Source organism: uncultured Tyzzerella sp., assembly GCF_963558545.1.
Taxonomy (GTDB): Bacteria; Bacillota; Clostridia; order Lachnospirales; family CAG-274; genus Tyzzerella.
Map to the genome: position 1 here is coordinate 1 of NZ_CAUWHO010000054.1, position 14,067 is coordinate 14,067.

Consider the following 14,067-nt stretch of genomic DNA (forward strand, 5'->3'; position numbering starts at 1 on the left):
AAATTTTATATATTTTTTTAAAATTATTTAATCAAAAATAGACTAATATACTTATATATGATAAAATATAAAAAAGGAGCGTGAAAAAATGTTTAATGTAATAATAGCAGATTTAGAGCAATCACACACTCTTGGCATAAAATCTTATATAGATACAAATTTTTTACAATTTAAAATAAAAAATACTTTTTCAAATGAAAAGGATTTTTATAAATATATAAAAAATAATTCTATAGACCTTATAATAATGGAAATAAGGTTTTTAGGATTAGAATTTTTTAAAAAAATGAGTGAAATTACATCTTTATACAAAGATGTAAAGTTTATTGTGTATGGCTCTGTGTCAGACATTAACTATCTAGAAAAAGCACTAGAACTAGGTGCTGTATCTTATACAATAAGACCTGTAAAACCTGTGGACTTAAACAAATGTTTAAGTGCTTATCTAGACTACATAAGGGTTAAAGAAACCTTAATAAAAGAAGAAAAATTATTATCAATAGAATATGTTCAAAACTTTAAACTATTTGAAGATAAATTTTTATCTGTTTTAATAAACGAAAGTATATTTGATAAAGACGAAATAAAAGAAAGCCTTGAATATTTTAATATTAATATAACACCTCCTTATACAGTTGCTGTATTTAGGATAGATTCTTTTAGAAAACACATTATAAATAAATCGCAAAAAGAAAAACATATTACAATATTTAAGCTTTTAAAAATTATAAATTCTAATATTTATAATGCAAAGGCTTTTATTAACCTTTTTAATGAGATAGTTATAATATTAGGTGGCGAAAATGAGATAGAAACTGTTTTAGATAATATGACTAATATAAAACAACAAATAAAGCAAGAAACAGATATATCCGTTTCTTGTGGGCTTGGTAGAACATATGAACAATTAGACAGAATACACACATCTTTTTTAGAAGCAACAACAGCTCTTAGGTATCGCTGTATAGTTGGCTATAATTCTATTATAGCAATAGAATATGTAGAGCCAGAAAATACATTTACGGCCACTTACCCTTATGAAAGAGAACGTCTTTTGGTGTATACTTCTGTTATTGGAGAATATGAATATTGTTTAAAATTGCTAAATGAAATATTTGAACAAATAAATTTATACAAACATAAATTTGAAGAAATACTCCCTCAAATTATTATGTCTATTCTTATATCTATAAATAGGAATGCTTTTGAACAAGGGTTAAAAATAAAGCCTATTAACAATTTTTTTGACACATCTAAAGTTTTTTCTTTAAAAACAACAAATGATGCACACATATTTTTAAAAGATAACCTAAAAATATTTTGTGAATATATAAATGATTTTAGAAAAAATATAGAAGATGAAGTGTTTGAAAATGCTATCAAATATATAAACGAAAATTACTTTAAAAATATAAATTATAAAAATTTAAGCAGACAATTTAACTACAATATTAAATATTTTAAACAAATATTTGAAAAAAGAACAGAAAAACATTTAGACGAATATATAACTAGAATTAGAATAGACAAAGCTAAAGAACTAATCTTAACAACAAATTTAACAGATGATATAGTAGCTTTAAAAATAGGCTATGAAGATGTTAATGTTTTTAGGCAAACATTTAAAAGATTAGAAGGAATATTAGCAGGAGATTTTAGGTATATAAATAAAGACTTAAAAAAATAAACTTTAACATACAAAATAGAAAGAGGAAATTTTATGAAATTAAACAGAATAGCATTTACAACTCTTGGTTGTAAAGTAAATTTATACGATACAGAAGCTATGATAGAACTTTTTGAAAAGGAAGGTTACACATTAGTAAATTTTGATTCTGAGGCAGATATATATGTTATAAACACTTGCACTGTTACAAACTTAGGGGATAAAAAATCTAGACAAATGATTAGAAGAGCAAAGTCATTAAATCCTGATAGTATAATTGTTGCTACTGGTTGTTATTCTCAAGTGGCCCCTGATGAAGTATCTAAAATAGAAGGTATAAATATTGTTATAGGTACAAAAAATAGACTTGAAATAGTAGAAACTGTTAAAAAATATCAACAAGAGCATAAAACAGATGTTTTAAACACAGTATCTGATATTATGAAAGAGCGTACTTTTGAGCCTTTATCTATAACAGAGCTAAAAGATAGAACAAGAGCATATTTAAAAATACAAGAGGGTTGTAACCGTTTTTGTACATATTGTATAATACCATTTGCTAGAGGTCCTGTAAGGAGCCGTAAACCAGAAGATGTTATAGAAGAAGTAGAAAAACTAGCTAAAAATGGCTTTAAAGAAATAGTATTAACTGGTATACATATACTTTCTTATGGATTTGACTTAAAAAATACTAATTTTATAGATATAATTAAAAAAGTACACAACGTAGAAGGTATAGAACGTATACGTTTTAGCTCAATAGAACCTCTTGTTATAACAGATGAATTTATAGAAGAGGTAAGCAAGCTACCTAAAGTATGTGACCATTATCACCTATCTTTACAAAGTGGTTGTAACAACACATTAGCACGTATGAAAAGGCAATATACAAAAGAACAATACGAAGAGGCTTTAATAAAACTTAGAAAAGCCTTTCCTAATGTTGCTATTACAACAGATATGATTGTAGGTTTTCCTGGAGAAACTGAAGAAGATTTTATTGATAGTTATAACTTTGCTAAAAAAGTAAAAATTTCAAAAATTCACGCTTTTCCATATTCTCCTAAAAAAGGTACTAAAGCTGCTCTTTTTGATAATCAAATATTAAATGATATAAAAAATAAACGTAACAAAGAAATGATTGCCCTTTCAAATTCTCTTAATATAGAATTTTTACAAAGTATGCTCAATAAAACTATGCCTGTATTATTTGAGAGAGAAAAAGAAAATGGTATATATGAAGGACATACTACAAATTATATAACAGTTTCTGTAAAAAGTGACAAAAATATAGTAAATCAAATATTAAATGTAAAACTTACAGAAGTAATTAAAGAAGAAAATATGTTAGGTATTATTTGCTAATAAAATAAATAAACAAATCTGTAAAAAATTTATAATATAAAAATAAACCTCCTGTTGTAGAATTAAACTATGATAGGAGGTTTTATTATGCCAAGAAATTATAAACATATAAGTTGTTATTAAAATTAGCTTTTAAAATTTAAGAAAACAAGGCTTAAGCAAAATAAGAAATTTTTTATAATGTATGTATATATGGGTAAATTTTAATAAATATTATTACTAAAATTAATTTAAAGTTACTATCTTTTACTTTGATATTTTACAACTATATTTTACTTTTTAAAAATTTTATAATTATTTTTTAAAAAGTAATTGCAATACAGGCTAATTTATATTATTATTATTACAGTAAGTAATGTTCGGGTTTATTTATATTTATTTTTAGGAGGTGCTTTTATGAGCGAAAAGGAGTTATCATTAACTCAAAAATTTGATGCTTACCAACCAAATGAAAAAACAAAAGTTGATTTTATGCTTACAGATATTAAAAATGCTATGCTAGAAAAGGGTTATAATCCTGTTAGCCAAATAGTAGGTTATATATTATCAGGCGACCCTACTTATATTACTAGCCATAAAGGTGCTAGAAGTAATATTAGCAAAATAGAGCGAAACGAACTTTTAGAAGAAATTGTTAAAAGCTACCTAAATAGCTTATAATTTTTAGGAGATTAAACGTGAGAATATTAGGCCTAGATTTTGGACAAAAAACTATTGGTGTTGCCATAAGCGACCCTTTTGGTTGGACTGCACAAGGTGTAGAAATTATACGCCGTGATAAAGAAGAAAGTATCAATAAAAGTATTGAACGAATCGGACAAATTATTAAAGAATATAGTGTTGAAAAAATAGTTTTGGGGTATCCTAAAAATATGAACAACACAATAGGTGAAAGAGGCGAAAAAACAGAAGCTTTCAAACAAAAGCTAGAGAAAACCTTTAATAACGTAGAGGTTATTCTTTGGGACGAAAGGCTTAGCACAGTAGGTGCAGAGAGAAGCCTTTTAGAAGCAGATTTAAGCCGTAAAAAACGTAAAAACGTTATTGATAAAATGGCTGCTGTTTTTATTTTACAAGGCTATTTAGACTGTAATGGAAAGACTCTTTGTTAATAAGAAAGGGGTAAATTATGCAAGAAGAATTTGATAATGTTTTATGTGATATGGAAGATACTTACGATGTAATATCTATTACATCTGATGATGGTGATATTATAGACTGTTTTGTTATAGATGGTATTTTAGATAATAATACCCAGTATTTATTAGTTGTTGCTTGTGATGATTTTGAAAAAGATGAAGCAGAAGCATTTATTTTAAAGCAGGTAGGAGAAGATGCCCAGGAGGCTATTTATATGCCGGTTGAAGATAATAACGAATACAATAGAATATTAATACTTTTACAAGAAAATGAAACTGACTATGAAATGGAATTTTAATAAAATTTATTATATATTTTTAGAACTTACTTACTCACACAATATATATATAATGGAGGTGTAAATTTGGCTGTAAAAAATGCAAAATTAAAAGTTATCCCTCTTGGTGGTCTTCAAGAGATAGGTAAAAATATAACAGCTTTTGAAATTAATGATGAAATAATAGTTGTAGACTGTGGCGTAGCTTTTCCTGAAGATGATATGCTTGGTATAGACCTTGTTATACCAGATTTTTCATATCTTATAAAAAACAGAGAAAAGGTAAAAGGTGTTGTTTTAACACACGGACACGAAGACCATATAGGTGCTTTACCTTATTTTTTAAAAGAACTTAACGTACCTATATATGGTACTAAACTTACAATTGGTTTGGTAGAAAATAAATTAAAAGAACATAACATATTAAACAAAGTAAATAGAGTATGTGTATCTGCTGGAGATACTATAAAACTAGGCAATAGCTTTAAAGTTGAATTTATTAGAGTAACTCATAGTATTGCAGATTCTTGTGCATTAGCTATATATACACCAGCTGGTGCTGTTGTACACTCTGGAGATTTTAAAATAGACCACACTCCTATACAAGGAGATTCTATTGACCTTCAAAGGTTTGCACAAATTGGTAAAAAAGGTGTTTTACTATTTATGTGTGAAAGTACAAATGTTGAGTTAAAAGGCTTTACTATGAGCGAACGTAGCGTTGGTGTTATATTAGAAGAAATATTTGCAGAATCTTTAACTCAAAGAATAATGGTTGCTACATTTTCTTCTAACATACATCGTATACAACAAGTTATAAACTGTGCTGTAAAATATAAAAGAAAAGTAGCTATTATAGGCCGTAGTATGAACAATGTTGTAAAAACAGCTTGTGAGCTTGGATATTTAGATGTTCCTAAAAAAGTGTTTATAGATGCTAGTACTATTAAAAATTATACCGATGATAAGCTTGTAATAATAATGACTGGTAGTCAAGGTGAAACTATGTCTGCCCTTTCTAGAATATCTCAAAATGACCATAAACAAGTAGAAATTAAACCACGTGATAAAGTTATTATTAGTGCATCACCTATTCCAGGTAATGAAAAAAATGTTTATCGTGTTATAAATGAACTTCTTAAAAAAGAAGCTGAGGTTATATATGAGGGCTTAAAAGATGTCCACGTTTCTGGACATGCTAGACAAGAAGAAATAAAAATTTTACACTCACTTATTAAACCTAAATTTTTTATGCCTATCCACGGAGAATTTAAACACCTTAGGTCACATTCTAATTTAGCTATAGAACTTGGTATGGACAAAAATAACGTATTTGTATTACAAACTGGTGAAATATTAGAGGTTGGGCGTGATGGTGCTAAAATATCAGGTTCTGTACAATCTGGCCAAGTTTTAGTTGATGGTCTTGGTGTTGGAGATGTTGGAAATATTGTTTTAAGAGATAGAAAGCATCTTTCTCAAGATGGATTAATGATAGTTGTTGTGTCTATGGATAGAGCAGAAGGTACTTTATTATCTGGCCCAGATATTATATCTCGTGGTTTTGTATATGTTAGAGAATCTGAATATTTAATATCTGATGCTAAAAATGTTGTAAGAAATGCCCTTTTATCTTGTGAAGGTAAACAAATTAGTGAATGGGCTTATATAAAAACTTTAATAAAAGAAACTTTAAGAGATTTCTTATGGCAAAAAACAAAAAGAAGTCCTATGATTTTACCAATAATAATGGAAATATAAAAAGAAGGCTAATAGCCTTCTTTTTATATTAAGTACAGTTAATATTTAGTTATCTTTTTTTAGCACGTTCTACTTTTACAGTAACTTTTTTAATTTTTTTGCCTTTCATACCTTTTAAAATATCTTTTACATATTTTTTTGGTACATCTAAAAATGTATAATCTTCATATATATCTATATCACCAATAGCTTTGCCAGGTATACCACACTCTCCTGCAATAGCCCCCACTATATCTTTAGCTCTAACTCTCTTTTTACTACCTACATTAATAAATAATCTTACTAGTTTTTCATTATTATCTTCTAAATCGTCTTCAAAATCTATATCTTCCGTATTTTCATCATATAAATTCATCTTTAAAAGTGCTGCTGATATATCTACTGCCGATATATCTTCATTTACAATACTTTCTACAATGTTTATATACTTAGTAAGACGTCCTTCTTCAATAACTCTTTTAACTTTTTCTATAAAATTATTAGTTTTAGCTTCTTCTATATCTGTTAAAGAAGGTAATTTGCCCAGTTTTACTTTAGCTTTTGTATATTTCATAATATCCCTAAGCTTATATATTTCTCTACCTACAACAAAGCTAAATGCTCTACCAGAACGCCCTGCTCTACCAGTTCTTCCTATTCTATGGACATAATATTCTTCATCTTGAGGCAAATCATAGTTTATAACCATATCAACATCATCTACATCTATACCACGGGCAGCTACGTCTGTTGCCACCAATATTTCTATTGTACGATTTCTAAACTTTTTCATAACAATATCTCTTTGTATTTGCTTTAAATCTCCGTGTAGACCTTCTGCAAAATACCCACGCCCTTGTAAATGCTCTACAAGCTCATCTACCCTCTTTTTAGTATTGCAAAAAATTACTACAAGCTCTGGGCAGTACATATCCATAAGTCTAGATGTAGCCTCTACTTTTGTTTTCTCTTTTATTTCAAAATATATTTGTTCTATGTTAGGCACTGTAAGCTCTTTTCTTGCAACCTTAATAACTTCTGGATTTACAAGGTATTTATCTGTAAGGTCCATAATCTCTTTTGCCATAGTTGCAGAAAATAAAACAGTTTGTCTTTCATCTGGCATTTTATCTAATATAGCTTCTATATCATCTCTAAAACCCATATCTAGCATTTCATCTGCCTCATCTAAAACAACCATTTTAACCGTTTCCATTTTTAGTGTTCTTCTGTTCATATGGTCCATTATACGCCCTGGAGTACCAACAACTATTTGAACACCTTTTTTTAATGCTCCTATTTGTCTTTCTATAGGTTGTCCACCATATACCGGTAAAACTTTTATATCATCTTTATATTTTAAAAATTTTCTAAATTCTTCACATATTTGTATAGCAAGTTCTCTCGTAGGTGATAATATAACTGCTTGTAACTTTTTATTGTCTACATCTATCATATCTATACAAGGAAGTCCAAAAGCAGCCGTTTTACCTGTACCTGTTTGCGACTGTCCTATAATATCTCTACCATCTAAAATTTTTGTTATAGCTTTAGACTGTATAGGCGTTGCCTCTTCAAACCCCATATCTTTAACTGCTCTTATTAATTCTTCTGATAGTTGTAATTCTTCAAATTTTAAATTTGTCATAATCCGTTCCTTTCATAAATAATTTACACGTTTTTTTAGTATAACATTAATTTTACAAAAAAACAATATCCTACTTATATATTTTTAATTTATACTTGCAAATAATACAAATAATTGATATAATGTTTTTGAAATTAAGCACTGTATCTTTTTAAAGAATAGTAGCAAGGAGGATTTTTATGAATAATTTATCTATTGGAAGTAAAAACTTTGCAAGAGATTTAACAAAACTTGCTTTGTTTTCTGCCATCATTTTTGTTTTGGGAACAACCCCTTTTGGTTTTATCCCTTTAGGAGCCTTTAAAATAGTTACTATACACATACCTGTTATTATAGGCTCTATTATGCTAGGGCCTAAAAAAGGTGCATTTTTAGGCTTTGTATTTGGACTTTCTAGCTTTACTATGGCTAATGTACAACCCAACCTTACATCTTACTTTTTTTCACCTATAATAAGTGGAAATTTATTTAGCCTTGTTGTATGTTTTGTACCTAGAATATTAGTTGGTATCATACCATACTATGTGTTTAAGTTTTTAAAAAAATATATAAACATAAACGTGTCGTTAATAATAACTGGTTTAATTGGTTCTTTAGTAAATACTGTTTTTGTTTTAGGTTTTATCTATATATTTTTTGCTGAAAAATATGCAGAGATATTAAATGCAACATTAGATAACTTAATAACTGTTATATTAGCTAGTGTTGGTGTTAATGCAACATTAGAAGCATTAGCTTCTTCCATATTAGTTTTAGCCATATGTAAAGCATTATTTAAAAATACTAAAGTTTAGTTTATTTAAAAGGAGATAAAAATGTTATTAGCAATAGACATAGGTAATACAAATATTGTACTTGGTGGTATAGATAATGAAAAAATACACTTTATAGCAAGATTATATACAGAAAAAAAACTATCTTATGACCAGTATACTATTCAAATAAAAAATATGTTAGATATATACAATATTGATACACAAAATATAGATAATTGTATTATATCATCTGTTGTTCCACCCGTTTTAGATGCTATTGTGCAGGCTGTAAAAACAATAATAAAAAAAGAACCTATGATAGTAGGTCCTGGTATAAAAACAGGATTAAATATTTTAACAGACAATCCTGCACAACTAGGTAGCGATTTAGTGGTAAACAGTGTAGCCTCTTTAAACCAGTTTGATGCACCTTTAATTATTATAGATATGGGTACTGCTACTACTATATCTGTTATAGATAAAAATAAAAATTATATTGGTGGTTGTATAGTACCTGGTGTAAAAATATCATTAAGTGCTTTGTCTGGTATGACTGCTCAATTGCCTCATATAAGCTTAGATGAGCCTAAAAAAATTATTGGGAGCAACACTATAGATTGTATGAAAAGTGGCATTGTTTTCGGTAATGCTTCTATGATAGATGGTATGATAGAGCGTATAGAAGATGATTTAGGCTATAAAACTACTGTTATAGCCACAGGTGGTATAGCAAATCATATAATACCATTTTGTAAAAAGGAAATTATATATGATGATAACTTACTGTTAAAAGGACTTTATGCTATCTATCTAAAAAATAATCATAAACATTAATTAAAGGCTGATAAAAATCAGCCTTTTTATATTAAATAAAGTCTATATCTGGCTCTATATCATTAGATGCCTCAAAATGACAGTTTTTAGATGAAAAATAAACACAATGTGAACAATTTGTTGTTAACGGTTTATTATGCCTTGCATCTGTTGATGTAATAGCCTTAAAGCTTGGACAATTTTTTAAGTTTTTTCTTTTCAAAATACCACCTCATTAAATATTTTAGTAATATTATTTCCTAAAAAAACTTAATTAAACATTATATAATTATAGAAATATTATGAAGTATAGAATATATAACACATTCTTTAACTTTTTTACAAGTAGATTGCTCTAAGGCCCTTTTATATATTTCTAATTGAGTCTTGTATCTATTTAAAAGTACCCTTTCACTTTTAGTCCTATCTGTTTTATAATCTACTAATACCAATCCATCTTCTTCTTCAAAATATAAATCTATAATACCACTTACAAGTATATTGTTATCTATACTTTTAAATTCATCATCTATATAAATATCCTTTGGCTTAACTCCTAATGTAAATGCACATTCCCTTTTTATATTTTTTGCATTATTTATTCTTCTAACTAAATCTGTATTTAAAAATCCTAAAACTATATTCTTATCTATACATTCTATTTCCTTATCATTAAGAATATTTTTATAGCTTAAATTATTTAAAAGGTTATCTAATTCTTTCTCACTCTTTATATTAAAATCTATGTTTTCTAAAATTTTATGGTATATAGAGCCTACTTCCATAGGTGTAAGCTCTTCTTTAGCAAAAGTATAAAACTTAGGTAACGTAAAATTTGTATTATCATAAACTTTTAAATAGTCTAAAAATTTAGTTTGGTATACCCTTTTTATTTCAGAAACAGCTAAAGTAGATGTTAAGCCTTGTGCTATCATATTAGGATATTTCCAAGATAAATTTTTATATATTTCATCTTTATTATTAGTATAGTTTTTATTTTTATCTAAATTAATAAGACTATAAAACATTTCTAATTTATCCATAGATACTTTATCTTTTACATTAGAATACGTTTTATTATTTAGTATGTCCTCATAGGTACTAACATTAACTTGCCAAATATTATTAACATCAAAATTTTTTATTGCTGTATAAACCCACGCTAAATAATTATTAGATATACCAGATTTTAAAAAATATCTAGGTAATATACATTTAACCTGTGGTAAAATTAAATTTTTCATTTTTTCTAATGTTTCATCAAAATTTTTATTTATACAGCCCGTTAATATTAAGCATTCTTTTGCCCTAGTTAAAGCAACGTATAAAATACGCATTTCTTCAGAGTAACTTTCTTCTTTATTTTTATAGGCTATAATGCTTTTTTGTATACTAGAAATTCTTTTTCTTGGCTCATATTCTGATGTACTATTAAAAATAGATAACCCAAACATATATTGCTCATCAAATAAAATAGGTTCTTTATTATCACTTGTATTAAAAATTTTTGATAAATTAGATAAAAATACAATAGGAAATTCTAAACCCTTGCTTTTATGTATAGTCATAATTTTTACAACATTTTCATTTTTAGATAAAATAGATGCCTTGCCATCATCGCTAACCATTTTAAATTTATTTATATAATTTATAAAATTAAAAAGTCCGTGTAGATTAGTTTCTTCAAATGATAATGCTTTTTCTAAAAGGCTATACAAATTTGCCTGTCTTATATTTCCACTATCTAAAAGCCCTAAATAGTTATAATAATTAGAATCTTCATATATATAGGATAAAAGTTCATTTATAGATAAACTTTTTGATAAGCTCTGCCAATTTTTTATTTTATCTAAAAAACTTAAACACTTATTTTTTAAAACTTCGTTATCACTATTTTGTACAAAATCTATTAAAATATAATAAAACAACTTGTTATTAGAAGATAACTTTATCTCTAGCAATTCATTTGATGAAAAATTAAAAATTGGAGAATACATAGTACCTATTAAAGCATAATCTTGTAAAGGGTTAACAAGTACATTTAGTATATTTATTATAGTTTTTATTTCTGTAAAATCATAAAATCCGTTAGATGTTTCTGTGTAAACAGGTATATTATTTTTAGCTAAAATATCTGCAAATATATCAAAATTAGATTTGCTACGCATTAAAATTACTATATCTTTATATTCTATTTTTCTATAAATATTTATGTCTTTATCAAAAACCATTGTGTTATTGCTAAAAAGTTCGTTTATTTTTTTACATATAAAATTTGCTTCTATTTCTGTATTAGCAATCTCACATATAACATTGTCATTTATTTCATCTATAACCTTACTACAGTCAATAATATTTAATTCACATTTATTTAAAACATTTTCATTTTCTTTTGGATTAGGAAAAATAGCTTCATTGTAAAGCCTTGCATTTTCATCATAATTAACCTCACCTAATTTATCACACATAATATTTTCAAAAATTATGTTTATACTGTCAATTACAGACTTATTACTTCTAAAATTAGCATTTAAATCTATCCTCTTATCTTTTGATTTTTCATTAAAATATTGAATATATTTTTCATTAAATATACTAGGATTTGCTTGTCTAAACCTATAAATACACTGCTTTATATCCCCTACCATAAATCTGTTATTATTAGATATAGAAGATAAAATTGTTTCTTGTATAGAATTACTATCTTGATATTCATCTATAATAATTTCATCAAAAATATGTTTATATTGGTTGGCAATATTAGTTGGCTTGTTATCTTCAACAAGAATATTTAAGCAAAAATGAGCTATATCACTAAAAGTATATATATTTTTTTCCTTTTTTATCCCCATAAAATAATCATCAAATTCTATAATAAGGTTGCACAGGGTATTTATTATAGGATAAATTGTCTTTATATCTTCTATTATTTCTAATATGGAATTATTAAAAAATTTTTCTACAATTTCCTTTTTTATAAAGTCTTTATACAAATCTCTCAAAGATTTTATTTCTTCTGCTAAATCTGGGTTAGCTTTTAAAAGATTTTTATTCCATCTTGCATATTTTAAATTATATATACTGTCAATAAAGGCATCATATTTTTCTTCTTTTATATAACCCAACATATTATAAAAATTAGAAAATTCTTGTGTTAAAAACCCTTCCATAGTTGAAGTGTTTCCTCCATTTTTATCAAAGTCTAGTTGCCCTGTTGATATAAACTTTATTCTTTCACATATTATTATGACTTCTTTTAAAATCTCTTCTATATAGTTCATTAACTTTTTAAATATATCAGATGAAAAAAAGTCGTCTTGTGTTACAACATCAAACTGCTTATATGCTTTTTCTAACCATTTTTTAGGATATGGTAAATTTTGAGATTTAAAATATAAATTTAAAAATACACTTTTAAACTTATCATCATTAGCACCTTTAGTAAATGAATCTACAAGCCTTACAAAATCTTCTTTATTTTCTTCATAATACTTATCTAAAAAATTTTGTAATGCTTCATCTGTTAATATATCTAGCTCACCTTTATCACCTATTCTAAAATTAGGGTCTATATCTAAAGATTTAAAATGTGTTTTTACAACTTTAGAACAAAAAGAGTCTATAGTAGATATTTGCGCTTTATTTATTCTTACTAATTGTTCTGCTAGAGTATCATCTTTTTGTAATTCTATATTTATACGCTTTGTAATACGTTCTTTCATTTCTTCTGCTGCATCTTTAGTAAATGTAACAACAAGTAATCTATCTACATCTATTTTATCATTTATTATTTTATTTATTATTCTTTCTGCTAAAACAGTAGTTTTCCCCGAGCCAGCAGCAGCAGAAACAAGTATATTTTTATCCCGTTCATTTATAGCTTGTAATTGATTTTTTGTAAATCCCATTTTATCTCCTTATGTTTATAAATATTTTTCTATTTCTTCTAATACCACTTTTTTTAATGAAAGGTCCATATCATTTATATTATTTTTTAAATTTGTTAAACTAGATTTATCATTTTCTTTAAAATATATTTTTGCCAACAATATATAAACTTGGCTAATATTAGCCTCTAATCTTACTGCCTCTAGTAAAACTTTTTTACAATCGTATATATTGTTAAGATTATAAAGTTCTTCTGCCCACTCAAACAACCCTCTTACATAAGAATTATAATGTTCTTCTAACTTAGATATTTTATCAAAATTATTTACACCATACATTTCTTTAAGTTCTGTATTAGTAAGATTAGAAGGTATTTTTATCATATCTAACTCTATCTTTCTTTTAACTAAATCTTGTTTTTTTATTACCTTTTTATACGTAGGTATATTTTCATAATCTATAAATGGTAGTACGTTAGATGGCTCAACAAAATTAATATCTAATTTATCAAAATCTTTTATTGTATTATTTGCCTCTAGTTCCCTTTGCATAAAATCATCTACTGATTTATCATATCCATTATCACTTTTCTTTAGCATTATTTTAATTACTATTACAAAAGTTATTACCCCAATAAGTATTGGCATCGATTTTATCATATAATTAATCCCTTCTTTTATTTTAATTACTATCAAAATTTTAACATATTACTAATATATTTACAACTATTAAATACTTTTTTGATATTTCTCTATAAAAATACTATATTATAACA

Annotated in this window: 12 protein-coding genes; 8 read left to right on the plus strand and 4 right to left on the minus strand. The window is 26.2% G+C overall.

The window, feature by feature from the left end; translation table 11 throughout:
- Positions 1–88: 88 nt before the first annotated feature.
- The 6 genes from R5Z65_RS08355 (at position 89) to R5Z65_RS08380 (ending at position 6,209) form a co-directional block, all read left to right on the plus strand.
- On the plus strand, positions 89–1,687 hold the full coding sequence (locus tag R5Z65_RS08355) for a helix-turn-helix domain-containing protein (protein WP_317368476.1): 1,599 nt from the start codon (positions 89–91) through the stop codon (positions 1,685–1,687).
- A 33-nt stretch (positions 1,688–1,720) separates the two neighbouring features.
- Positions 1,721–3,031: a tRNA (N(6)-L-threonylcarbamoyladenosine(37)-C(2))-methylthiotransferase MtaB gene (mtaB, locus tag R5Z65_RS08360; RefSeq protein WP_317368478.1), complete on the plus strand. Its 1,311-nt coding sequence runs from the start codon at positions 1,721–1,723 to the stop codon at positions 3,029–3,031.
- Between the two features lie 396 nt (positions 3,032–3,427).
- Complete coding sequence (locus R5Z65_RS08365; RefSeq protein WP_317368480.1) at positions 3,428–3,691, plus strand: IreB family regulatory phosphoprotein; 264 nt, start codon at positions 3,428–3,430, stop codon at positions 3,689–3,691.
- A gap of 17 nt (positions 3,692–3,708) precedes the next feature.
- Positions 3,709–4,143, plus strand: a complete 435-nt coding sequence (gene ruvX, locus R5Z65_RS08370; RefSeq protein WP_317368481.1) for a Holliday junction resolvase RuvX — start codon at positions 3,709–3,711, stop codon at positions 4,141–4,143.
- Between the two features lie 17 nt (positions 4,144–4,160).
- Entirely contained in the window at positions 4,161–4,469 is a 309-nt protein-coding gene (locus R5Z65_RS08375; protein ID WP_317368482.1) for a DUF1292 domain-containing protein, read from the plus strand.
- A 66-nt stretch (positions 4,470–4,535) separates the two neighbouring features.
- Positions 4,536–6,209, plus strand: a complete 1,674-nt coding sequence (locus R5Z65_RS08380) for a ribonuclease J (protein WP_317368484.1) — start codon at positions 4,536–4,538, stop codon at positions 6,207–6,209.
- Positions 6,210–6,258: 49 nt separating this feature from the next.
- On the opposite strand, the gene R5Z65_RS08385 is transcribed toward R5Z65_RS08380, so the two are convergent.
- Complete coding sequence (locus R5Z65_RS08385; RefSeq protein ID WP_317368485.1) at positions 6,259–7,836, minus strand: DEAD/DEAH box helicase; 1,578 nt, start codon at positions 7,834–7,836, stop codon at positions 6,259–6,261.
- Between the two features lie 179 nt (positions 7,837–8,015).
- Between R5Z65_RS08385 and R5Z65_RS08390 the strand changes: the two genes are divergently transcribed.
- Both R5Z65_RS08390 and R5Z65_RS08395 read left to right on the plus strand, forming a co-directional pair.
- The gene (locus R5Z65_RS08390; protein ID WP_317368487.1) at positions 8,016–8,630 is read left to right on the plus strand and encodes an ECF transporter S component; all 615 of its coding nucleotides are present in this window, start codon (positions 8,016–8,018) and stop codon (positions 8,628–8,630) included.
- Positions 8,631–8,651: 21 nt separating this feature from the next.
- Positions 8,652–9,425, plus strand: coding sequence for a type III pantothenate kinase (locus R5Z65_RS08395; protein WP_317368489.1), 774 nt, complete (start codon positions 8,652–8,654; stop codon positions 9,423–9,425).
- Positions 9,426–9,456: 31 nt separating this feature from the next.
- Here the strand turns inward: R5Z65_RS08395 and R5Z65_RS08400 are convergent, their stop codons facing one another.
- The 3 genes from R5Z65_RS08400 to R5Z65_RS08410 are packed head-to-tail and all read right to left on the minus strand — an operon-like array spanning position 9,457 to position 13,951.
- Complete coding sequence (locus R5Z65_RS08400) at positions 9,457–9,627, minus strand: hypothetical protein (protein WP_317368490.1); 171 nt, start codon at positions 9,625–9,627, stop codon at positions 9,457–9,459.
- Between the two features lie 58 nt (positions 9,628–9,685).
- Positions 9,686–13,312, minus strand: a complete 3,627-nt coding sequence (addA, locus tag R5Z65_RS08405) for a helicase-exonuclease AddAB subunit AddA (RefSeq protein WP_317368491.1) — start codon at positions 13,310–13,312, stop codon at positions 9,686–9,688.
- Positions 13,313–13,327: 15 nt separating this feature from the next.
- Positions 13,328–13,951 carry a hypothetical protein gene (locus tag R5Z65_RS08410; RefSeq protein WP_317368492.1) on the minus strand — a complete coding sequence of 208 codons (624 nt, stop codon included), beginning with the start codon at positions 13,949–13,951 and terminating at the stop codon, positions 13,328–13,330.
- Between the last annotated feature and the right edge of the window lie 116 nt (positions 13,952–14,067).